At 71.4% G+C, this 22,510-nt stretch carries 13 protein-coding genes; 7 read left to right on the forward strand and 6 right to left on the reverse strand.

Annotation, left to right across the window (positions count from 1 at the left end):
- Window positions 1-234 precede the first annotated feature (234 nt).
- Window positions 235-906, forward strand: a complete 672-nt coding sequence (locus AB0H82_RS00005) for an HAD family hydrolase (protein ID WP_362987035.1) — start codon at window positions 235-237, stop codon at window positions 904-906.
- An 86-nt stretch (window positions 907-992) separates the two neighbouring features.
- The gene (locus AB0H82_RS00010) at window positions 993-3,281 is read left to right on the forward strand and encodes a LuxR C-terminal-related transcriptional regulator (protein WP_362987037.1); all 2,289 of its coding nucleotides are present in this window, start codon (window positions 993-995) and stop codon (window positions 3,279-3,281) included.
- Between the two features lie 280 nt (window positions 3,282-3,561).
- Here AB0H82_RS00010 and AB0H82_RS00015 read toward each other — a convergent pair whose 3' ends face one another.
- Window positions 3,562-4,128, reverse strand: a complete 567-nt coding sequence (locus AB0H82_RS00015; RefSeq protein ID WP_362987039.1) for a DJ-1/PfpI family protein — start codon at window positions 4,126-4,128, stop codon at window positions 3,562-3,564.
- A gap of 474 nt (window positions 4,129-4,602) precedes the next feature.
- Between AB0H82_RS00015 and AB0H82_RS00020 the strand changes: the two genes are divergently transcribed.
- From AB0H82_RS00020 to AB0H82_RS00035, 4 genes are all read left to right on the forward strand, one after another.
- Window positions 4,603-9,549, forward strand: coding sequence for an NAD-glutamate dehydrogenase (locus AB0H82_RS00020; RefSeq protein ID WP_362987041.1), 4,947 nt, complete (start codon window positions 4,603-4,605; stop codon window positions 9,547-9,549).
- 276 nt (window positions 9,550-9,825) lie between these two features.
- Window positions 9,826-10,647, forward strand: a complete 822-nt coding sequence (locus tag AB0H82_RS00025) for a polyprenol monophosphomannose synthase (RefSeq protein WP_362987681.1) — start codon at window positions 9,826-9,828, stop codon at window positions 10,645-10,647.
- The gene (locus tag AB0H82_RS00030; RefSeq protein WP_362987043.1) at window positions 10,644-11,159 is read left to right on the forward strand and encodes a GtrA family protein; all 516 of its coding nucleotides are present in this window, start codon (window positions 10,644-10,646) and stop codon (window positions 11,157-11,159) included. Before AB0H82_RS00025 ends, AB0H82_RS00030 begins: the two co-directional genes overlap by 4 nt.
- Before the next feature lie 25 nt (window positions 11,160-11,184).
- On the forward strand, window positions 11,185-12,675 hold the full coding sequence (locus AB0H82_RS00035; RefSeq protein ID WP_362987044.1) for a hypothetical protein: 1,491 nt from the start codon (window positions 11,185-11,187) through the stop codon (window positions 12,673-12,675).
- On the opposite strand, the gene AB0H82_RS00040 is transcribed toward AB0H82_RS00035, so the two are convergent.
- Together AB0H82_RS00040 and AB0H82_RS00045 are read right to left on the reverse strand one after the other, a co-directional pair.
- Window positions 12,662-13,441 (reverse strand): GntR family transcriptional regulator, encoded by a 780-nt coding sequence (locus AB0H82_RS00040; RefSeq protein ID WP_362987046.1) that lies wholly within the window; start codon window positions 13,439-13,441, stop codon window positions 12,662-12,664. The two genes, AB0H82_RS00035 and AB0H82_RS00040, sit on opposite strands and share 14 nt — an antisense overlap.
- A complete protein-coding gene (locus AB0H82_RS00045; protein ID WP_362987048.1) occupies window positions 13,438-13,950 on the reverse strand; it encodes a UTRA domain-containing protein in 513 nt (170 codons plus the stop codon). Before AB0H82_RS00045 ends, AB0H82_RS00040 begins: the two co-directional genes overlap by 4 nt.
- A 193-nt stretch (window positions 13,951-14,143) precedes the next feature.
- Here AB0H82_RS00045 and AB0H82_RS00050 point away from each other — a divergent pair, with 193 nt between their 5' ends.
- The gene (locus tag AB0H82_RS00050) at window positions 14,144-14,554 is read left to right on the forward strand and encodes an ATP-binding protein (protein WP_362987050.1); all 411 of its coding nucleotides are present in this window, start codon (window positions 14,144-14,146) and stop codon (window positions 14,552-14,554) included.
- A gap of 165 nt (window positions 14,555-14,719) precedes the next feature.
- On the opposite strand, the gene AB0H82_RS00055 is transcribed toward AB0H82_RS00050, so the two are convergent.
- Genes AB0H82_RS00055 through AB0H82_RS00065 form a run of 3 tightly spaced genes read right to left on the reverse strand, consistent with a single transcriptional unit; the run spans window position 14,720 to window position 22,421 of the window.
- Window positions 14,720-16,411, reverse strand: coding sequence for a glycosyltransferase family 2 protein (locus tag AB0H82_RS00055; protein ID WP_362987051.1), 1,692 nt, complete (start codon window positions 16,409-16,411; stop codon window positions 14,720-14,722).
- Window positions 16,408-18,666 (reverse strand): CDP-glycerol glycerophosphotransferase family protein, encoded by a 2,259-nt coding sequence (locus tag AB0H82_RS00060; RefSeq protein ID WP_362987053.1) that lies wholly within the window; start codon window positions 18,664-18,666, stop codon window positions 16,408-16,410. Before AB0H82_RS00060 ends, AB0H82_RS00055 begins: the two co-directional genes overlap by 4 nt.
- The gene (locus tag AB0H82_RS00065) at window positions 18,663-22,421 is read right to left on the reverse strand and encodes a bifunctional glycosyltransferase family 2 protein/CDP-glycerol:glycerophosphate glycerophosphotransferase (RefSeq protein WP_362987055.1); all 3,759 of its coding nucleotides are present in this window, start codon (window positions 22,419-22,421) and stop codon (window positions 18,663-18,665) included. Before AB0H82_RS00065 ends, AB0H82_RS00060 begins: the two co-directional genes overlap by 4 nt.
- Window positions 22,422-22,510: the final 89 nt, after the last annotated feature.

Here is a 22,510-nt window from a genome sequence, read left to right on the forward strand (position 1 = left end):
CTTGGGTGCCGGCGCCTCGGGTGCGTTGTGGGGCGGGGCCGCGGGGGTATGTGCGTACTCGCTATCCCTGCGTCGCGCCTCAAGTCCAAAGACGCCACAGTGCGCTCGGTGCTCCGTTCGCACATACCCCCACGTCCCCTCCGGCGCGCTCGCGGCTGTCCGGCCGGTGGGGGCTTGGCTCCTGTGTCCGGGCGCTCGCGGTCGGTCCTGGAAGGGGGAGGGTAGGTTTTCCGTATGGGGAAGTCGGTGCGCGGGGCGCATATCGTGTGGGACTGGAACGGGACGTTGCTGCATGACATCCATGCGGTGATCGAGGCGACGAACGCGTCCTTCGCCGAGCTCGGGCTCGAAGCGATCACGCTGGAGCGGTACCGCGACCTGTACTGCGTGCCGATTCCTCGGTTCTACGAGCGGCTGATGGGGCGGCTCCCCACCGATGCCGAGTGGCGGGTCATGGACGCCGTCTTCCACAAGCACTACTGGGCGCGGGCCGAGGCCTGCGGGCTGGCCGAAGGGGCCGCCGAGCTGCTCGCCGCGCGGCGGGACGAGGGGCGTACGCAGTCCTTGTTGTCGCTCGCCCCGCACGAGCGGCTGATCCCTTTCGTGCGCCGGCACGGGATTCACGAGTACTTCGTGCGCATCGACGGGCGGACCGACGAGTCGCACGACGGCAAGGCCGAGCGGATGGTGCGGCATCTCGATGCTCTTGAGCAGCGACTCGAAGTGGGTCGGGTCGTCGTCATCGGGGATGCCGTCGATGACGCCGTCGCCGCGGCCCATGTGGGGGCGCGGGCCGTGCTCTACACCGGTGGCTCGCACAGCCGGGCGAGTCTGGAGCTCGCCGGGGTGCCCGTCGTCGACAGTCTTGCGGAGGCTGTCGAGGAGGCGGAGCGGCTCGTCGCCTGAGGGCTGTTGCGGGGATTCCGTTCACGCTCCGCGTTGATCTGCGTACGCTGAGGTCCTCGGGACGACGTGGCGGGGGCGGTAACGCGATGGGTTTCGGCTTCGGGCAGCGGCGGGGCGGGCAACTGCCCGCCGAGTTGACCTCGTTCGTCGGGCGGGTGGACGAACTGGCGCAGGTGCGTGCGGCGTTCGCGTACGCGCGGCTCGTCACGCTGGTCGGGCCGGGGGGCGTCGGCAAGAGCCGCACCGCGCTGCGGGCCGCCGCCGGGCTCGGGGAGCGGTTTCCTGACGGGGTGTGGCTGGCCGAGCTCTCCGCCCTGCGGGACCCGGAGTTGATCCCCGCCACGTTGGCGGCGGTCCTCGAACTGCCGGAGCAGTCCGGGATGGAGCCGCTCGACGCGATCGTGGCGCATCTGCAGGGGCGGCGGCTGCTCATCGTCCTCGACACCTGCGAGCACCTCGTCGACGCGTGTGCGATGCTCTGCGACATTCTGCTGCGCGAGGCCGCGGACGTGTGTGTGCTCGCGACCAGCCGGCAGCCGCTGGACGTGCCGGGGGAGCACTGCTGTCCGGTGTCGCCGCTCGCGCCGGACGACGCGGTGGAGCTCTTCGCGCAGCGGGCCGCCGGGGTGGTGCCAGGGTTCCGGGTGAGCGACGCCGACCGGGAGCGGCTGGTGGCCCTGGTGCGCCGGCTCGACTGCATGCCGCTCGCTCTGGAGCTCGCGGCGGTGCGGTTGCGGGCCGTCTCGGTCGAGGAGCTCGTGGCGCGGCTCGACGACCGGTTCCACGTGCTCACCGGGGGGCGGCGCACCGCGCTGTCGCGGCACCAGACGTTGCGTACCGCCATCGACTGGTCCCATGAGCTGTGCACGTCCGACGAGCGGTTGCTGTGGGCGCGGCTGTCGGTCTTCGCCGGGTCCTTCGAGCTGGCGGCGGCCGAGCAGGTGTGCGGGGACGAGGCGCTGCCCGCCGGGGAGGTTCTCGGGCAGTTGATCGGGCTCGTCGACAAGTCGGTGGTGCAGCGGATCGGGGAGTCAGGGAACCGCTACCGGCTGCTCGACACCCTCCGGGAGTACGGGGCCGAGCGGCTCGGCGCGGTGGAGGGCGACGGGGGCGCGGCGCTGCGGGCGCGGCACTTCGCGTACTACCGGGACCTGGGGCGGCGCTTCGAGGAGGGGTTCCTGAGCGCCGCGCAGCCGGAGCTGCACCGGGCCGTCCGCGCCGAGTCCGCCGGGCTGCGGGCCGCCCTGGAGTACGCGTACGGGACGGCGGGGCGGGAGCGGGAGGGGCTGCGCCTCGCGGCGCGGCTGTGGCCGCACTGGCGGGCCTCCGGGACGCTCTCCGAAGGCGCGTACTGGATCGAGAAGGGGCTGGAGCGCGTCCCCGAGGACTGTTCGGCGCGGGCGTGGGGGCTGCTGGCGACCGGTGCCTTCGGCGTCTGGACCGCGGATCTCGCGACGGCCGTCGAGCGCATGGCGCTCGCGCGGGAGTGCGCGGAGCGGGCGGGCGACGAGGAGGTCGCGCAGTTCGCCGAGGCGTACGCCCACGGGCTCGCCGCGCTGTGCGGGGACGAGCCGGGCCTTGCGAGGCTCGCGGACGTGCGGCGGCGGATGTCCGAGAGCGGCAACCGGCTGGGTCTCGTCGTGATGAGTTACGAGGCCGGGCTGCTGCGGGCCGTCCTCGGGGACACGGAGGGCGCCCTGGAGCTCTGCGCGCAGGGCCTCGATCTGCTGGAGGGGGTCGGTGAGCGGCAGGTCTACGGGTCCACGCTGGCGGTGCAGGGGCTGGTGCGGTGGCTCGCCGGGGAGTGGGAGGCGGGGGTCTCCTCGATGTGCCGGGGGATGGAGGCGGCGGGCGAGGTCGACGAGGTCCTCGTCGCCGCGATGTGCTGTCACGGCCTCGCGTGGGCGGCGGCGCGGGAGGGGCGGCAGGTGCGGGCCGCCTGGCTGTTCGGATACGCGGAGAACGCGCGGCGGCTCGGGGGCGATCCGATCGCCATGCTGCCGTCGCTGCTGGAGCGGCAGGAGGCCGCGCGGAAGTCCGTGCGGGAGGCGTTGGGCGGCAAGCAGTTCGACCGGTGGCACGCGGTGGGGGCGCGGCTGTCCGGGCAGCAGGTCCTTGAGGCGGTGCGGGGTGACGCGGACGTGCCGGGGCGGGCGCCGGCTCCGCGGGAGGCCGGGCGGCGCGTGGGGGGCGACGTGCTGACGCGGCGGGAGCGGGAGGTCGCCGCGCTGGTCGCCCAGGGGCTGTCGAACCGGGAGATCGCCGAGCGGCTGGTCATCTCGAAGCGGACCGCGGACGCACACGTGGAGCACATTCTCGCGAAGTTGGGGGTGGGGTCCCGTACGGAGATCGCGGGGGCGGCCGAAGTCGGATAGTCCGGGGCGCCGCGCGTCCCTGGGGGGACGTCTGCCCTCGCCGACAAGGGCAGACGTCCGGCGGCCGGGCACGGGGCGTGGCGGTGCGGGTGATGCCTCGCCACGACAGCCGTGAGGGAGTTGACCAGGCACTGTCGGCATCCCCGCCCCGCGCGGCCCCGTGAGCGGCGCAGAAGTGAGTCTGTCGGGTGGGTGCGTCTCCCGGCATCGGTATGTCTGAGGATCCGCATACCGATGTACGGGGTTCCGTATACCTAGTGCGGGGTGTCGCTGTCCTGTGTCAGGTGACCGGTGCCTTCGCCCGGAGGACCGTGAGGAACTCCCGCATCCAGCCCGAGTGGTCCGGCCAGGCGCGGGACGAGACCAGCGTGCCGTCCACCACCACCTCCGAGTCCTGGTAGGTCGCCCCCGCCGCCTGCATGTCCAGCTCCAGCGCCGGGTACGCCGTGACCCTGCGGCCGCTCAGGCCGTCGATCGCGGCGGTGAGGAGCGGGCCGTGGCAGATCTGGGCCACCGGCTTGTCCGCGTCGAAGAAGGACTTGAGGATCTTGCGGAGCTCCGGGTCGTTGCGCAGGTACTCCGGGGCCCGGCCGCCCGGGATCACCAGGGCGGCGTACTGGCCGGGATCCACCTCGGAGAAGGCGAGGTCCGCGGGCCAGGTGTAGCCCGGCTTCTCCGTGTACGTGTCGAAGCCCGGCTCGAAATCGTGGACCACGAAGCGTAGCTTTTTGCGCGCGGGGGCGGCTATGTGGACGTCGTAGCCTTCCTCACGCAGCCGCTGGTAGGGGTAGAGGACTTCGAGTGACTCCGCCGCGTCACCGGTCACTATCAGGATCTTCGCTGCCATCTTGCCGCGCTCCCCTCGGACGGGCGCGGCCGTGGTCGGCCGGCCCCTCCCGCCAACGTGCCCGCACGGTGGCTGTTTGCCAAGAGGGGGTGGCAGCCGGGGTCACTGTGCAGAGTGTCAAAGTTCGCCCCCTGCTTTTGTACACATACGGCTCATGACGGGTTCCGGGTGGGGAGCGATAGCCTTGACCCGTGATCAGCGCGATATCCCGCGGGGGCATGGACGCCCCCGCCCTGCGCCCGGGTTACACGGTGGACAACCGTGCCCGGGGCCTCGCTGACGCTTCTTCGCGGTGCGGCCGGACCGGCCGGGCATGCCATCCGTCAGTGGAACCGCTGAAAATGGCGGAAAGCCGACCGCTCTTCCCGCACCGCGGCATAACGTCGATTCCGGCCGGAGACCCCGGGCCGCGGCGTCACGGCACATCACTTCCTTCTACGTCACGCAATGGCGCGCGACAGGAGTCAGAGGACAATGCAGACCAAGCTGGACGAAGCCAAGGCCGAGCTGCTCGCGAGGGCCGCCCGGGTCGCTGAGAACAGCCCGGTCGGAGGGCGCCTGCCGAGCGGTGCACCGACCGGGACGACGAGCGAGGCCACGCCGGACCAGGACACGGCTCTCGCGTTCCTCCAGCGCTATTACCTGCACACCGCCCCCGAGGACCTGGCCGACCGCGACCCGGTCGACGTCTTCGGTGCGGCCTTCTCCCACTACCGGCTCGCCGAGAACCGCCCCCAGGGGACGGCCAACGTGCGGGTCCACACCCCGACGGTCGAGGAGAACGGCTGGACCTGCAGCCACTCCGTCGTCGAGGTGGTCACCGACGACATGCCCTTCCTCGTCGACTCCGTCACCAACGAGCTGTCCCGGCAGGGGCGCGGCATCCACGTCGTGATCCACCCGCAGGTCGTCGTGCGGCGTGACGTGACCGGAAAGCTCCTTGAGGTGCTGACCGAGGGGGCCGGGAGCGAGCGGCCGCACGACGCGCTCGTCGAGTCGTGGATCCACGTCGAGATGGACCGCGAGACGGACCGTGCCGACCTGAAGCAGATCACCGCCGACCTGCTGCGGATCCTCAGCGACGTACGGGAGACCGTCGAGGACTGGGAGAAGATGCGCGACGCCGCGCTGCGCATCGCCGACGAGCTGCCCACCGAGCCGACCGCCGGGGACCTGCCCGACCAGGAGGTCGAGGAGGCCCGCGAGCTGCTGCGCTGGCTCGCCGACAACCACTTCACGTTCCTGGGCTTCCGTGAGTACGACCTCACGGACGACGACTCCCTCGCCGCCGTCCCCGGCACCGGCCTCGGCATCCTGCGCGCCGACCCGAAGCACGACAGCGACGACCACCACCCGGTGAGCCCGTCCTTCAACCGGCTGCCCGCCGACGCGCGCGCCAAGGCCCGCGAGCACCGGCTCCTCGTGCTGACGAAGGCCAACAGCCGCGCCACCGTCCACCGCCCGTCCTACCTCGACTACGTCGGCGTGAAGAAGTTCGACGCCGAGGGCAACGTCGTGGGGGAGCGGCGCTTCCTCGGACTCTTCTCGTCCGCTGCGTACACCGAGTCCGTGCGCCGCGTGCCGGTCATCCGCCGCAAGGTCGCCGAGGTGCTGAAGGGCGCCGGGTTCTCGGCCAACAGCCACGACGGGCGCGACCTGCTCCAGATCCTGGAGACGTACCCGCGCGACGAGCTCTTCCAGACCCCGGCGGACGAGCTGCGCTCCATCGTCACCAGCGTCCTCTACCTCCAGGAGCGGCGCCGGCTGCGGCTCTACCTGCGCAAGGACGAGTACGGGCGCTACTACTCCGCCCTCGTCTACCTGCCGCGCGACCGCTACACCACCGGCGTCCGGCTGCGGATCATCGACATCCTCAAGGAGGAGCTGAACGGCGCCAGCGTCGACTTCACCGCCTGGAACACCGAGTCGATCCTCTCCCGCATCCACTTCGTGGTCAGGGTGCCCAAGGGCGGTGAGGTCCCCGACCTCTCCGACGCCGACGTCGAGCGCATCGAGGCGCGGCTCGTCGACGCCGCCCGCTCCTGGGCCGACGGCTTCGCCGAGGCGCTGACCGCCGAGTGCGGCGAGGAGCGCGCCGCCGAGCTGCTCCGCCGGTACGGGAGCGCCTTCCCCGAGGGCTACAAGGCCGACCACACGCCGCGCGCCGCCGTCGCCGACCTCCAGCACCTGGAGCAGCTCGGCCACGACGACAAGGACTTCGCCCTCTCCCTGTACGAGCCGGTGGGCGCCGCCCCCGGCGAGCGCCGGTTCAAGATCTACCGCACCGGTGAGCAGGTCTCCCTCTCCGCCGTGCTGCCCGTGCTGCAGCGCCTCGGCGTCGAGGTCACCGACGAGCGTCCGTACGAGCTGCGCTGCGCGGACCGTACGCACGCGTGGATCTACGACTTCGGGCTCCGCATGCCCAAGTCCCCGAACGGCCAGGGCGACTACCTCGGCGACGACGGCCGCGAGCGCTTCCAGGAGGCCTTCGCCGCCGCCTGGACCGGTGCCGCCGAGGTCGACGGGTTCAACTCGCTGGTGCTTCGGGCCGGGCTCAACTGGCGTCAGGCGATGGTTCTCCGGGCCTACGCGAAGTACCTGCGCCAGGCCGGTTCGACGTTCAGCCAGGACTACATGGAGGACACCCTCCGCAACAACGTCCACACGACCCGGCTGCTCGTCTCGCTCTTCGAGGCGCGCATGTCGCCGGACCGCCAGCGCGCCGGGACCGAGCTGACCGACGGGCTCCTGGAGGAGCTGGACGGGGCGCTCGACCAGGTCGCCTCGCTGGACGAGGACCGGATCCTGCGGTCCTTCCTCACCGTCATCAAGGCGACGCTGCGGACCAACTTCTTCCAGGAGAGCGAGGGCGGGAAGCCGCACAACTACGTCTCCATGAAGTTCGACCCGCAGGCCATCCCCGACCTGCCGGCGCCCCGTCCCGCGTACGAGATCTGGGTGTACTCGCCCCGCGTCGAGGGCGTCCACCTGCGGTTCGGCAAGGTGGCGCGCGGCGGTCTGCGCTGGTCCGACCGGAAGGAAGACTTCCGGACCGAGATCCTGGGTCTCGTCAAGGCGCAGATGGTGAAGAACACCGTCATCGTGCCCGTCGGCGCCAAGGGCGGCTTCGTCGCCAAGCAGCTGCCCGACCCCTCGGTGGACCGGGACGCGTGGCTGGCGGAGGGCGTCGCCTGCTACAAGACGTTCATCTCGGCGCTGCTCGACATCACCGACAACCTGGTCGCGGGCGAAGTCGTGCCTCCGGCGGACGTCGTCCGGCACGACGAGGACGACACCTATCTGGTGGTCGCCGCCGACAAGGGCACCGCGACGTTCTCGGACATCGCCAACCAGGTCGCCGAGTCGTACAACTTCTGGCTGGGCGACGCCTTCGCCTCCGGCGGCAGCGCGGGCTACGACCACAAGGGCATGGGCATCACCGCCCGCGGCGCCTGGGAGTCCGTCAAGCGGCACTTCCGGGAGCTGGGCTGCGACACCCAGTCCGAGGACTTCACGGTCGTGGGCGTCGGCGACATGTCCGGTGACGTGTTCGGCAACGGCATGCTGCTCTCCGAGCACATCCGGCTCGTCGCCGCATTCGACCACCGGCACATCTTCATCGACCCGAAGCCGGACGCCGCGACCTCGTACGCCGAGCGCCGCCGCCTCTTCGAGCTGCCGCGCTCGTCCTGGGCGGACTACAGCAAGGACCTGCTCTCCGCGGGCGGCGGCATCTTCCCGCGCAGCGCCAAGGCGATCCAGCTCAACGCCCACATCCGCGAGGCCCTCGGCATCGAGGGCAAGATCGCCAAGATGACCCCGGCCGACCTGATGAAGGCCATCCTCCAGGCGCCGGTCGACCTGCTGTGGAACGGCGGCATCGGTACGTACGTGAAGTCGTCGGCCGAGTCCAACGCCGACGTCGGCGACAAGGCCAACGACGCGATCCGCGTGGACGGCCAGGACCTGCGCGTCAAGGTCGTCGGCGAGGGCGGCAACCTCGGGCTCACCCAGCTGGGCCGCATCGAGTTCGCGCGCGCCGGCGGACGCATCAACACCGACGCCATCGACAACAGCGCGGGCGTGGACACCTCCGACCACGAGGTGAACATCAAGATCCTGCTCAACGCGGTGGTGGCCAACGGCGACATGACGGTCAAGCAGCGCAACAAGCTGCTCGCCGAAATGACCGACGAGGTCGGTCAGTTGGTGCTCCGCAACAACTACGCGCAGAACACCGCGCTGGCCAACGCCGTCGCCCAGTCGTCGTCCCTGCTCCACGCCCACCAGCGCTTCATGCGCAGGCTCGGCAAGCAGGGCCACCTCGACCGGGGCCTGGAGTTCCTGCCCAACGACCGGCAGATCCGCGAGCTGCTCAACTCCGGCCGGGGCCTCTCCCAGCCCGAGCTCGCCGTGCTCCTCGCCTACACGAAGATCACGGCCGCGGACGAGCTGATCCAGACGACGCTGCCCGACGACGACTACCTGCGGCGGCTGCTGCACGCGTACTTCCCGAAGGCCCTGCACGAGAAGTTCCCCGAGCAGGTCGACGGGCACGCGCTGCGCCGCGAGATCATCACGACCGTGCTGGTCAACGACACGGTGAACACCGGTGGTTCGACCTTCCTGCACCGGCTGCGGGAGGAGACGGGCGCCTCACTGGAGGAGATCGTGCGGGCGCAGCTCGCCGCCCGCGAGATCTTCGGCCTGAGCGAGGTGTGGGACGCGGTCGAGGCGCTCGACAACGTCGTGGCCGCCGACGTCCAGACCCGGATCCGGCTGCACTCGCGGCGCCTCGTCGAGCGCGGCTCGCGCTGGCTGCTCAACAACCGGCCGCAGCCGCTGCAGCTCGCCGAGACGATCGACTTCTTCAGCAAGGGCGTCGCCGAGGTCTGGGCCGATCTTCCGCAGCTCCTGCGCGGCTCCGACCTGGAGTGGTACCAGGGCATCCGCGACGAGCTGACCGCCGCGGGCGTCCCCGCCGAACTCGCCCGGCGCGTCGCCGGTTTCTCGTCCGCCTTCCCGGCGCTCGACATCGTCGCCGTCGCCGAGCGGACGGGCAAGGAGCCGATGGCCGTCGCCGAGGTCTACTACGACCTCGCCGACCGGCTCCGCATCACCCAGCTCATGGACCGCATCATCGAGCTGCCGCGGGCCGACCGCTGGCAGTCCATGGCGCGCGCCTCCATCCGCGAGGACCTGTACGCCGCGCACGCCGCGCTGACGTCGGACGTCCTCGCCGTGGGCAACGGCACGTCGACGCCGGAGGAGCGCTTCAAGGCGTGGGAGGAGAAGAACGCCCCGATCCTGAGCCGGGCGCGGACGACGCTGGAGGAGATCCAGAGCTCGGACGCGTTCGACCTGGCGAACCTGTCGGTGGCGATGCGGACGATGCGGACGTTGCTGCGCACGCATTCGTGATCTCTGGTAGGTGACGAAGGGGGGCGCCCCGGGCCTTGCGGCTCGGGGCGCCCCCCTTTGCGTACCCCCTGCGTACCGCGGAGTGCGGTGGGGGCGGCTTGGTTGCTTCCGTGGCGCGGAATGGGTGATGAGATTCGCCATACCCATTCAATTCAGACATTTGGTCTAAGGTGGGTGAGATTGTCTGATGGCCGCCCCTTGGCCATCCCTTGGCCGTCCGACGGCATCTCCGACCATGGAAGGGCTTGAGCAGTGACTGTGAACCTCCCCCGGGACATGTCGGAGAGCCTCTCCGAAAGCCTCGCCGCCCGGCTGCCCGAGGCGTGGGCCGCGACACCGCTGACCGTCGTCATGCCGACGTACAACGAAGCGGGGAACCTGCCCGGCATGGCCGAGGCCCTGATGGCGCTCCCGCTGCCCGGCCTGCGCCTCCTCGTCGTCGACGACTCCAGCCCGGACGGCACCGGCGACATCGCCGAACGCTTCGCCGAGCGGTACGGCAGCGCCCGCATGAGCGTCCTGCACCGCACCGAGAAGGACGGCCTCGGCCGCGCCTACGCGGCGGGCATGGCGCGGGCCGTCGCCGAGGGCGCCCACTACGTCCTCCAGATGGACGCCGACGGCAGCCACCCCGTGGACAAGGCCGCCGAACTGCTCGGCGTCGCCCTCGCCACGGACGCGGGCGTCGTCATCGGCAGCCGGTACGTCCAGGGCGGCACGCTCTCCGACGCGTGGGGCGCCCACCGCAAGCTGCTCTCCCGCTGGGCCAACGCGTACGCGGGCACCATCCTCGGCACCCGCGTCCGCGACATCACCGGCGGCTTCAACCTGTGGCGCGCCGACGCCCTGCGCGCCATCGACCTCGCCTCCGTGAACAGCGCGGGCTACAGCTTCCAGGTCGAGATGAAGTACCGGGCGCTGCGCCGCGGCTTCGGCGTCATGGAGGTGCCGATCCACTTCGAGGACCGCACGGTCGGCGAGTCGAAGATGAACCTGATGGTGCAGCTGGAGTCGGTCGTCATGCCGTGGAGGCTGCGGCTGGACGGGAGAGCGGGGGCGCGGGGCGCGGGGGTACGGAACCCGGAGGTACGGGGATGAGTGTGCCCACCCTGCACGAGGCGCCGGCGCCCGCGGTGCCCGCGCGGAGTCCCGCGCCGCCTGCCCCGGCCCCCGCCCCTCGGCTCTCCCTCGCCCGGCTGCGCAGGCTGTTCCTGGAGCTCGTGAAGTTCGGCCTGGTCGGCGGCAGCGGTGTCGCCGTGAACCTCGTCGTCTTCAACCTGCTTCTGCACGGCTTCGCCGCCTCGGGCCCGATGACGGCGACGGTGCTGGCCAGCTGCGTCGCCATGGGCACGAACTACCTCGGCTTCCGCTTCTTCGCCTACCGCGACCGTGCCTCGCGCACCAAGCGGCAGATCGCGCTCTTCTTCGCGTTCAGCGGGATCGGCGTGGCGATGGAGAGCGTCCTGTTCTACGCGGCGTACCACGGGGCGGGGATGAGCGGGCCGCTCGGCTCGAACATCGCCAAGGCCCTGTCGATCGTCCTCGCCTCGGCGTTCCGCTTCCTGGTCTACCGGACGTGGGTCTTCCAGCACGATGCGCGTCGCGACTAAAGGAGTCATACGGCGGGTCGTCCGGATGCCGGCGGCCCTCCTCCTCGCCCTGATCCTCCTCGCCCTGCTCCTCCTCGTGATCGTGCGCCTGCCCTGGGCGGGCGATCTGGGCATCCACGCGGCGACCGTCGAACGCCTGCGCCACGACCTGACCGACCCCGGCAACCCCCTGGTCGACGCCGACACCCCGAGCCCGTACTACTCGCCCTGGATGCTGCTGCTCGGCTGCCTGGCCAAGGCGACGGGACTCGGCACGTTCGTGGTGCTGCGGGTGGCCGCGCTGGTGGGCCTGGGCCTGCTGGCCACGGGGATCCGGCACTTCGTCCGCACACTGAGCACCCGGCGCGCCGCGCCGCCGCTGGCCCTGCTCTGCCTGCTCCTGCTCTGGGGCCCCGGACTCTTCAACTGGAGCGGGTTCCTCGGCCTCAACTCCCTGGCCCTGACGGTCTCTTACCCGAGCACGTTCGCGCTCGGGCTCTCCTTCCACTTGTGGGCGCTGCTGCGGAAGGCCTTGCGCGGGGACGGGGCGGGGTGGTCGGCTTTTCTGAGCCTCGGGGTGCTGTGGGCGGTGACGTTGCTGAGTCACCAGTTCACGGGTGTGGTCGCGTCGTTCGGGGCGCTGGCGATGGTGCTCGGCGCGCGGCCGTGGCCGACGCGGGCGGTGCTGACGCGGCTGGCGGGTGGCCTGGGCGTGGGGCTCGTGGTCCTCGCGGCCTGGCCCTACTACTCCTTCTTCGACCTCTTCACAGTGGGCGGCCTGGAGGAGATCCACCGCTCGCTCTACCGGGAGCTGCTGCCGCACTTCGGTCTTGCCCTGCCGGGCGTGGCGGCGCTGGCGCTGCGTTGGCGGCGGGACCACCGTGACCCGCTGGTCCTGTTCTTCCTCCTCGGCGCCGCGATGTTCACGGTGGGCGGCCTGACCGGCCACTACTCGTGGGGCAGGGTGCTGCCGGCGGCCCTGATCCCGGCGCAGGTGGCGGCGGCGCTGGAGGTCTTCGAGGCGGGCGGGATGGTTGTGCGGCGCGTTTTTACGGGTGTGCTGGGCGCGGCGCTCCTCCTGGGCGCGTGGACGCAGGCGGGGACGCTGGGATACGTGGTGCCGAAGGGCGCCCTGCCCGGCCCGGTGGCCGCCAAGTACAAGGCTCCGTGGACGGGTTACGACTGGCTGGCGCCACAGGTGAAGTACGGCGACGTGGTCCTGGCCAAGACCTTCCCGTCCCGCCAGATCCCGGCGTACGGCCCCTACACGGTCGCGCCCGGCTACCCGGACTTCTTCCTGCCGGACCAGAAGGAGCGGGTGGACGCGGTGCGGGACTATTTCGCACCGGGGACGACGCGGGCGGAGCGGCTGGAGGTCCTGCGGCGGTATGGGGTGCGATGGGTCGTGGAGTATCCGGGGGATGGGGGGCTGGGGGCGGGTGATCCCGTGCTGCGGCGGGCGGGGACTGGTCCTAAGGGGCAGGTGCTGTACGAAGTGCGGGGAGCGCGGGGCGCGTCACGGGTCAGCTCGGGGTGAACTCGTACCGCAGCTCGTAGAGGTGGCCCGCCTTCACCATGACGGTGGCTTCGATGGGGCGGTCGGCGTCGCTGTGGACGACGCGCAGGGTGCGGAGGACGGGCAGGTCGCTGGGGAGGCGCAGGGCTTGGTACTGCTCCTGGGTGGGCACTCTGGCGGAGACGCGGTCCACGCTCAGGCGTGGCGGGAAGCCGAGTTCGGCCAGCAGGGCCGGGGTGCCGCCCTTGATCTTTCTCCTGCTCGTGATGGCGGTGCCTTCGGCGATCTCCAACGGGTAGTACGACTTGACCAGTTCGACCGGCTCGTCGTCGATGGTGAGAAGCTGTTGGCGGAGTACCGCTGTTCCGCCCTCGGGGAGGTTCAGGGCGGCTGAGACATCGGCGGGAGGCTGGACCTCTCCGACGTCCAGCAGGACGCTGTGGGCCGTCGTGCCGTGCTTCGTCGCCTCGGTGAGCCAGCGGTAAGGCTTCCCCGGCGGGGCCGGGGCCATGTAGGAGGCGGGGCGCATGGTCCGCTGGCGATGCTCGCGGACCGTGACCGAGGCTCCCGCCCGCCCGACGACGAGACGTTCGTCCTTGAGTACCTGGAGCGCCTTCTGGATGGTCGCGTTGGAGGCGTCGAAACGGGTCTTGAGCTGAGCGGTCGATGGCAGGGCGGCGCCTGGGGGCAGGTCGCCGCTCATGATTTCGTCGCGGAGATCGGCGGCGATGCGCTCGTGCAGGGAACGCCGGTCTGCGGAGCTGTCGTCGGTGTGGGCCACTGTCATCCGATCCTGATCTCGTAGCGCAACTGCTGCCGGTGTGCGGGCATGAGCATCGTGTCGGCCTGGATCGGGCTGCCTTCGGCGTCCAGCGTCACCCTGTTCAGCCGGAGGACCGGTTCGTCCGGGCCCAGGCGCAGGGCTTCCCGTTCGTCGGCGTCGGGCATCCGGGCTGTCACGTCTTCACGGACGCGTACGCCGGTGTGGCCGAGGCCGGCGAGGAGCGTCACGGCCCCGCCGCGGATCTTGCCCGTCTCGGCGAGGGGCGTGCCGCGGGCGATGGCGACGGGGTAGTAGGTGTCCGTCAGTTCGCAGGGTTCGCCGTCGAGTTCGATGACGCGGCGACGGACGACGACCGGGTCTCCGGGGGCGAGGTCGAGCAGGGCTGCGACGTCGTCCGGTGCCGGGACCTCGCCTGCGTGTGCGATGCGCTGGGTGCCCTTGCCTCCGCGGGCGGCGGCCTCCGCTCCCCAGGCGTCGGGCTGCCCCTCCCCGCGGGGCTTCAGGTATGGCATCGAGGTACTGACCCACGTGCTTTCGCAGTCGCTCACATTGTCCTCCTGCGTGGCCGGTGAGAGGTGACCTTGCCGCCTTACACGTTAAGCGAAGCACACGCCGCGGCAGCCATGGCCCTACCTTGCTGCTTTTTGCGAATAGCGGTACGTTTCGCGCGATCGTAGCAGCCTAGGATCAAGGCGGTGGTTCACCGTGCACCTGTCACGGCAACGACGATTTCCCCGCGCCCACGAATCGGTGCGTGCCGCGCGGGCCTTCGCCGTCGAGACCCTCACGGAGTGGGGAATCGCTGATCGGCTGGACGACATACGGGTCTGCGTTTCGGAACTCGCCACGAATGCTGTGCTGCACGGCGTTCCGCCGGGACGGGAATTCAGTCTGCGGATGGTCCGCGATGGCGCTCTCGTCCGGATCGAGGTTCGTGACAGTGGCAGTGGATGCCCGGAGATGTCGTGTCCTGATGCCGATGCCGATGCGGAGGGCGGTCGGGGGCTGCTCCTCGCTAGGGCTTTGGGGGACGACTTCGGTGTCGTCCCGCACGTTCCCGGCAAGACGGTGTGGCTGGTCTTCAAGACGGGCTGCGGGATCGAAGGGGTGGGGTAGGCAGGCGACGGGATGGGGGTGATGGGGTGGGGTGCCTGGCGCGGCGAGGGGGTCCCGCCCCGCTACAGGGTGGCGGGGAGGTGGGGAGGGGGCGGTGTCTGGACGGGTGGCGGGGAGGTGGCTCGGTGAGGGGGGAGCCGGGCCATCCCCCCCGGGGCCCGGGGCTCAGCGGGTCAGGGTGGAGGCCAGGTGGGCTGCCTTGCGGAGGCGGGGGCCTGCCTTTGTGCCCGCCTTGCGGGCCAGGGGGCGTATGACCCGGGAGGTGAGGCCCACCGGGGTCCAGCGGAGTTGGAGGCGGCCCGAGGCGCGGCCTTCCGGTTCCACCGTGACCTCGTGGGGGAGCGCGCCGCCCCGGTAGTCCACGCGGGCCCTGAGGGTGGGGAAGGTGAGGGGGGCCAGGAGGAGGGAGGTGTTGCGGAGTGGGCCGGAGGTGAGCTGCAGGACCGGGTGGCGTGTGCCCTCGAAGCCGTTGAGGGGGAGCGGGGCCGCCGCCAGGTCAAGACGCACCGTGCCCTCGAAGACGCCGGGGCGGACCGGGTCCAGGCGGAACGGCGTCTTCATGCGGCGGCGGCCGGGGGCCAGGAGGAGCGTCGCCACCTGGGGGCCGACCGGGAGGCGCAGGCCCGGGTCGTAGGTGCGGACGGCGAGGGTGACGGTGGCGGCCGGACCGCGCTCCACCCGCGTGATCTCGTGGCGGAACTGCGCGCTCGGGAAGGGCCGGGAGTCCAGGCCCTGGTCCGTCAGGTCGAGTTCGGTGCGGGAGCGCTCCGACTCGGGGATGTACGGGCCCCAGTAGACGCGGCCCGAGGAGTCGACGGCCGTCTCGCGGGGTGCGACGCCGTGGCCCAGGCCGCGCGCCGCCAGCTGGGCCTCCGCGAGATGGTTGTCGCGGACCAGTTGGAGTACGACGCGTTCGGCGCGGGGGAGGCGGGCGTACGCGCCCGGAGACAGTTCCGCCAGGTACGGGTTCACGATGTCCGCGAAGCCCGTCAGCCACTCCTCGTCGCGGAACGGCAGGTCACCCGCGTACATCCGGAAGTCGTGCTTGAGGAACTTGTAGTCCTTGGCCTCGCGGAGGGTACCCGTGCGGCCGCCCATGTGGCCGCTCGTCTCCATGAAGTCGTCGATGAGGCGCTGGACGTGCACGCGGTCGCGTACGTTCGTCAGCTTGTGGCGCTGGTTGGAGATCGACGCGGACTCCGCCGCCTCGTAGGGCGCTATGTACCAGCGGTAGACGGGGTCCGGGATGACCGTGAAGGACTTCGCGAGGCAGTACGCCTGCGCCGAGAACAGCTGGTCCTCGTAGTGGATGCCCTCCGGGAAGCGCAGCCCGTTCCGGTCCAGGAACTCGCGGCGGTACATCTTGCTCGTGGACAAGTGCTCGAAGAAGAGGGCCGGTTCCGCCTCGATGCCCTCCACCGTGCGGCGCTCCGCCACCAGATGCGCCATCCATGTGGAGGTGCGGCCCGTGTCGACACGGACCCGCTCCACCGCCCCCATCACGAAGTCCACTTCCCGGTCGCGGTGCGCCGCCAGCAGCAACTCGACCGCCCGCTCCGGTAGTTCGTCGTCGCTGTCCAGGAACATCAGGAACGGGGCGCGCGCGATGTCGAGGGCGCGGTTGCGTGGTGCGCTGCAGCCACCGCTGTTCTCGGGCAGGCGGAGGTACGTGATCCTGTCGTCCTCCGCCGCCAGCCGGCGGGCGACCTCCGGCGTGTCGTCCGTCGAGTGGTCGTCGCTGATGACGATCTCGATGTTCGCGTGCGTCTGGCGGCGCAGCGAGGCGACCGCGCGCGGGAGGCGTTCCGCGTCGTTGTAAACGATCACTGTGACCGTCACATCGGGAGTGTGCGTCATCGCTGCGTCGCCTCCTCGGGCGTCGGGGCGGGGGTGCGCTCGTCGACCGGGGTGACGGGCGGCAGGGAGTCCTCGCTCTCGCCGAGGAAGACGCGGCGTACGACGCGTTCGGCCGCGCGCCCGTCGTCGTACTCGCAGAAGCGGAGGCGGAAGGCGCGCCGCGCCTTGGTGGCCTCCTCGTCGCGCCAGGCGTCGGAGGTGAGGAGCGCCGTCAGCTCCTCCTGGGTGCGTGCCACCTTGCCGGGGGCCTCCGCCATCAGGTCGAAGTAGACGCCGCGCGTCGTCGCGTACGTTTCCCAGTCGTCGGCGTAGATGACGATGGGGCGGTCGAGGTTGGCGTAGTCGAACATGATCGACGAGTAGTCCGTGATCAGCGCGTCCGCCGCGAGCGCCAGCTCCTCCACCGGGTCGTACGACGACACGTCGATGACCCGGCCGCTCTTGCGCAGGCCCGCCAGCGGGGACGCCGCGCCGCCGTAGAAGTAGTGGCCGCGGACCAGGAGGACCGTGTCCTCGCCGAGGTGGTCGGCGAGGGTGGCCAGGTCGAGGCGGGGGGTCCAGGCCGCCTCGTAGTCGCGGTGGGTGGGCGCGTAGAGGATCGCCCGCTTGCCGGGGGCGATGCCGAGCCGCTCCCTGATCGCGCGGACGTCGGCGGCCGTCGCGCTGTAGAAGACGTCGTTGCGCGGGTAACCGTAGTCCAGCGACGTGTAGTTGGAGGGGTAGGCGCGCTCCCACATCTCGGTGGAGTGGCCGTTCGCGGAGACGCTGTAGTCCCACTTGTCGACGCGGGCGAGCAGGCTGTGGAAGTTGAGGCCCTTGGACGCCGCCGGATAGTCGAGCTGGTCCAGGCCCATGCGCTTGAGGGGCGTGCCGTGGTGGGTCTGGAGGTGGATGGCGTCGGGGCGCTTCACGATCGCGTTGGGGAAGTTGACGTTGTTCACCAGGTACTTGGCGCGCGCCATCACCTCCCAGTAGCGGGGCGTGCCGGGCACGATGTGGTCGGTGCCGGGCGGCAGCAGCGGCACGTTGGCCGCCGAGACGACCCACACCGGGTGGATGTGCGGGGCGAGTTCGGCGAGCTTCGCGGCGATCGCGGCCGGGTTGCAGGCCACGCCGCGGTCCCAGTAGGCCGTGAAGACGGCGAGGTCGGGGTCGACGGGGCGGTCGAGGGCCCTGCGGTAGCGCAGGTCGCGGACCTTGAGGCCCACCTTGTGCTTGCGCGAGACGACCGCGGACCTGAGCTTGCGCCGCTGCTGGTTCGCCGTCTGGAACGTGCGGTATTTGGTGTACGCGTCCTCTTCGAGGAGGCGGCGCCGCACCCCCTCCAGGCCGCCCGGGTGCTGATGGCCCGCGGGCCGCCCGGCGACCGCTGCCTTCGCCGCGCGGTGGAAGAACTCCCTGCGCACCGGGTCGGGCAGGTTCTCGCGGGCGATGATCCGCAGGCAGTCGCCGACCATCACGTCGTAGAGCGCGGCGCGGGGGGCGGCCGGCAGGCCGAGGCCGGCGGCGAGCCGCAGCAGCGCCTCGTAGCGGTCGATGACGCCGTAGCGCTCCTCGGGCCGACCCTTGGGCAGGCTCTCCGTGCGCAACTCCCGTACGTTGAGCGCCACTTGGTCGAGCGCCGCGACCCGCCCTGCGAGGAGCAGCGCGGCGTACGCGGCGAACGTCTCGTCGTCGACGGCCAGTTGGTCGACGTGCGCCCGCCAGAAGCCGGCCCGCAGCACGCGGGTGCCGAGCAGCGGCGTGACCTTCAGGAGGTTCGGGCAGTCGCGGAGCTGCAGATCGCGGCGGCCCAGCTTGGCGAGATGCTTGCCGTCGGGGCTCGGCATGCCCTGGTGGCGCCACGTCGAGCGGACGTGGTCGACGACCAGGACGTCCACGCCGTCCGCGCCGTCCGCGCCGTCCGGCAGGTCGGCCGTGCGGTCGGCGACCGCACGTGGGGCGCCCGTCGGCACGCTGTCCTTGCTGTGCACGAAGTGCAGCCACCGGCCCGCCGCCCGCTCGGCGCCCGCGGCGCGGGCCGCGCCGTCGCCCGTGCCCTCGGGCAGCGGTACGACGGTGACGCCGGCCCGGCCCGCCGCGGCGGCCTGCGCGGAGGCGCCCACCGCGGCGACGATCACCTCGACGCCGGGCGACACCTGCGCGGTCAGACCGTCGAGGCAGGCGCCGAGGTGGCCCTGTACGTTGCGGCCGTGGACGATGACGCTCAGCTGCGGCGAGTCCGGCATCGCGGGGTCCTCCTCCTGTGTGCTCATGCGGTGGCCGTCCCTCGGTGGGCGAGCATCCGGTCGACGACGCGGCGCGCGGCCCCGCCGTCGTCCAGGTCGCAGAACTCGGCACGGAAGTCGTCGTACGCCTTCTCGTGACGGCTGCTCGTCGCGTCGAGGTCCCGCAGCGCGGCGATCAGCTCGTCGGAGGTGGGCAGCAGCGGTCCCGGCGCGCGCTTCTCGAAATCGAAGTAGAAGCCGCGCAGCCGGTCGCGGTAATGCTCCAGGTCGTACGTGAAGAACAGCATCGGACGGCCCGTCACGGCGAAGTCGAACATCACCGAGGAGTAGTCGGTGACGAGGACGTCCGCGATCAGGAGCAGGTCCATGATGTCCGGGTAGCTCGCGACGTCCCACACGAAGCCGTCGCCCGCGCCCGGCACCGGCTCCACGATGTGCGCGTGCGGGCGGACGAGCAGGACGTGGTCGTCGCCCAGCTCGCGCCGCGCCTTCGCCAGGTCGATGCGCAGGTCGAGCAGGAAGCCGCCGCGGTGGCGCTGCTTGTCCTCGCGCCACGTCGGCGCGTACAGGACGACCTTCTTGCCCTCGGGCAGGCCGAGGACGCGGCGCACCTTCTCGGCGCGCTCGGCGCGGTCGGGGGCGAGCAGCACGTCGTTGCGCGGGTAGCCCGTCTCCAGGAGCTCGCCGTCGACGTCGCCGCCGAACCGGAAGGCGCTGCGCATGATCGGGGTGCTGAACCGGTTGGGGGAGAGCAGCATCGTCCACTGGTGGCGCTCGCGGTCCAGGTCCGTGAGGTACTGGGTGCTCGCGAAGTGGTCGTTGTCGAAGTCGAAGCCGATCCGCTTCAGCGGGGTGCCGTGCCAGGTCTGGACGATCTGCTGGCCCTCGCGGCGCTCCAGCCAGCGCGGGAAGTGCGTGTTGCCGACGAGGTAGCGGGAGCGGGCCATCGCCTCGTAGTACTCGGGGCTGTGCACGCGGACCGCCTTCGCGGTGGCCGGGACCTCGCACTGGCCGTCCTTGACGACCCACAGGTGCTCGACCGGCAGGCCGCGGCGGACCATCTCCTCGTGGATGGCGCGCGGCGAGTCGCCGTACATGCGGCCGCCGAACACGTCGTACAGGACGGCCTCGCGCAGCGGCTCGTGGCGGGCGGCCGGGTAGGCCTCGGTGCGCAGCCGGGTCTGGCGGTGGCGGCTGCGCTCGTCGGGGCGCAGCTCGGAGTGGGCCATCAGGGCGAGCTGGTCGTACTGGCGGGCCTGGAGCTCGACGCGCTTGCCGTGCGCCGTCACCTCCAGGGGGAGGTCCGCGTGGACGGGCGGGGCGAGCTGGACGGCGGTGCGGGAGCCGTCCGGCTTCTGCACGGACGGCCACCAGAAGCCCGCTCGGAGCGGGGTCTCTCCTGCGTAGCGGTGGGTGGGGGCCGGTACGAAGTGGGCCTCGAACCGGCCGTCCGTCGCCTTCGCCGGGAAGGTGTACTCGTGGCCCGACCAGGTCTGGCGGAGGACGAGGGTGAGGTCGTGGGTGCCGTGGGCGGGGTAGCTGCCGGTGAGGGTGACGGTGCCGTCGGGCTGTACGGAGACTCGGTCGACCAGGGGCTGGACGGGCTGGTCGCAGAGCTGGAGGTAGCCTCCCGGGCTGCGCCTCGCGTAGACCGTTCTACCGGTGTCCCCCTGCGCGAACTGGGCGCCCGAGAAGCCCTCGCGGTCGTCCAGAATCAGCGCCAGCCGGGTGGACTTGGTGGGTGCCTCGGTTTCCTTGCCCGGCACCGTGGGCTGTGCCCACCCGTCCCGCCGTGCGGGACGCCTGCCCACAGCAGCAGCGGTCTGGCCGTCCGCGGCGGGAGCGGTCTGGCCACCCACAGCGGGAGTGGCGTGGCTGCTCGCAGCGGAAGCGGCTGCCGACGGGTCGCCCGCCGCAGGCGTGACGATCTCCACCGACATGTCCCAGCGGGCGATCGAGCGTTCTGCCTGGGTGGGGCGGAGGCGTTCGTGGTTCTCGCGGACGTCCGTGAGGGAGGCCGTGTTCACGCGGGCCGTGAACGGGACGCGGCCGTCGCGCGGGGCGTCGAGGTCCAGCGGGGCGGTCAGGATCGTGCCGGACTCGCGGTGGCGCATGCGGAGGCGGGGCTCGCCGGCGGGGGCGGTGCGCAGGATGCCGCGTACGACGAGGTCGGCGCCCTCGGCGCGGACTTCGAGGGCGCGGGCGTGCGCTGTCTCCACCCGGATGGCGAGCTCGCCGTCCTGGATCTGCGGGGCGACGCGGACGTCCTCGGTGACCCAGTGCGCGGGCGGCGTCTGGCCGGACCCCGTGCCCGCGCCGTAGAGAGGACCGCGCCGCGGTGTCGAGCCCGTGCCGGCCACGGCGATCCGCACGTACCAGAGCCCGTCGACCCACTTGCCGCGGTGCCGCAGCCGCGCCGGGTTCACGAGCGCGCCGAAGCCCGCCCAGTCGGCGTGCCGGAACTCGGCGCCGGACGCCACCGTCGCCTCCGGGTCGAGGTGGCTGCGCGCGGGCACGAGCACCGTGCGGCGGCTGCCCTTCTCCTTCAGGATGAGGGACTTGAGCGCCTTGCCGCGCGACTCGGCGCCGAGCTGGCGCGGGAACGCCCAGCCGGACAGCCACAGCTTGCCGTCGTGCCAGGCGGCCTCGTCGAGACGGCTGCGCAGCCGCAGCTCCGGGTCGAGGCGCAGGACGGCGTCCGGGACGGGGGAGGCCGGGTCGAGGAAGGGGTAGTCGGCCTTCGGGTGCAGCGTCCCGGTGACGGGGATCGAGCCGGGGTGCTCCTTCTCGAACTCCAGCTGCGCGATCAGCTCGTCGAGGCGCCGGTGCACGGTCAGGTACAGCTTCAGCTTGTGCGGGACGTGCAGCGCGCGCACCGCGTCCTGGCCGATCTCGCGGACCAGGCGGCCCACGTGCTCCAGGAACGCCTCCTGGTAGGCGGCGTCGGAGCCGGGGAGTACCCGCCAGAAGAGGGGGATCTCCTCGGCGAGCGCGTTGTTGTCGTAGACCCGCAGGTGCTCCGCGTACATCGGGTCCTCGCCGACGCGCGCGAGCATGAACTCGCGGACCATGCGGATCGACTTCACGCGGTCGACGAGGCCCTGCGGGTTGGTGCGGTTCTGCGTGATGGAGCGCTCGCCGATCTCGCGCTCGCGCCAGTTGTAGATCGGCTCGCTGAGCACGTCCACGGATTCGGCGAGGTAGTGCGCGGGGACGCTTACGGGCGCGTCCTCGTAGAGCATGGCCTCCGGGTACGCGAGCCCGTGCCGCTCCCAGAAGGAGCGGCGGTAGACCTTGTTCCACGCGGTGCGGTCGGTGAGCAGCGGGCGGAACTTCGACACGTGCGTGCGCAGCCGGGTCGCCGCGAAGGGCACACGGTGCACGGGCGACTGGACGTGTCCGGCGGAGCGGAAGCGGGTCACGTTGCCCGCGGCGAAGTCGGAGCCGGTCTCGTCGAGCGTCTCGATCATCAGTGCGTACGCCGTGGGGGGCAGGGTGTCGTCACTGTCCACGAACGCGAGGTACTCGCTGTGGGGGGACATCTCCCGCACACCCGTGTTGCGCGCCGCGCCCAGGCCCTTGTTCTCCTGGGATATCAGCCGGAACCGCGGATCGGCCGCCGCGAAGGCCTTCGCGATCACCGCGCTGTCGTCCGTCGATCCGTCGTCGACCATGATCACTTCGAAGTCCGTGAACGTCTGTGCGGCCAGGGACTCCAGGCACTCGTCGAGGTAGAGCTCGACGTTGTAGACGGGGACGACAACACTCAGCCGTGGCTGCACGCGCACTCCTTCTGTTGCTAAACGCTCCCTAAGTGTAAGGATGGGCGTATTGATGCGACAAAAGGGATACGGCCCAGGGCTCGCCCAGG

Origin of the sequence: Streptomyces sp. NPDC050732 (assembly GCF_040654255.1) — a bacterium.
GTDB lineage: Bacteria > Actinomycetota > Actinomycetes > Streptomycetales > Streptomycetaceae > Streptomyces.

What these genes read in the sequence shown, in the direction of transcription:
- AB0H82_RS00005 (WP_362987035.1), top strand. Translation starts at nt 235, where the DNA reads ATGGGGAAGTCGGTGCGCGGGGCGCATATCGTGTGGGACTGGAACGGG.
- AB0H82_RS00010 (WP_362987037.1), top strand. Translation starts at nt 993, where the DNA reads ATGGGTTTCGGCTTCGGGCAGCGGCGGGGCGGGCAACTGCCCGCCGAG.
- AB0H82_RS00015 (WP_362987039.1), bottom strand. Translation starts at nt 4,128, where the DNA reads ATGGCAGCGAAGATCCTGATAGTGACCGGTGACGCGGCGGAGTCACTC.
- AB0H82_RS00020 (WP_362987041.1), top strand. Translation starts at nt 4,603, where the DNA reads ATGCAGACCAAGCTGGACGAAGCCAAGGCCGAGCTGCTCGCGAGGGCC.
- AB0H82_RS00025 (WP_362987681.1), top strand. Translation starts at nt 9,826, where the DNA reads ATGTCGGAGAGCCTCTCCGAAAGCCTCGCCGCCCGGCTGCCCGAGGCG.
- AB0H82_RS00030 (WP_362987043.1), top strand. Translation starts at nt 10,644, where the DNA reads ATGAGTGTGCCCACCCTGCACGAGGCGCCGGCGCCCGCGGTGCCCGCG.
- AB0H82_RS00035 (WP_362987044.1), top strand. Translation starts at nt 11,185, where the DNA reads ATGCCGGCGGCCCTCCTCCTCGCCCTGATCCTCCTCGCCCTGCTCCTC.
- AB0H82_RS00040 (WP_362987046.1), bottom strand. Translation starts at nt 13,441, where the DNA reads ATGACAGTGGCCCACACCGACGACAGCTCCGCAGACCGGCGTTCCCTG.
- AB0H82_RS00045 (WP_362987048.1), bottom strand. Translation starts at nt 13,950, where the DNA reads ATGCCATACCTGAAGCCCCGCGGGGAGGGGCAGCCCGACGCCTGGGGA.
- AB0H82_RS00055 (WP_362987051.1), bottom strand. Translation starts at nt 16,411, where the DNA reads ATGACGCACACTCCCGATGTGACGGTCACAGTGATCGTTTACAACGAC.
- AB0H82_RS00060 (WP_362987053.1), bottom strand. Translation starts at nt 18,666, where the DNA reads ATGAGCACACAGGAGGAGGACCCCGCGATGCCGGACTCGCCGCAGCTG.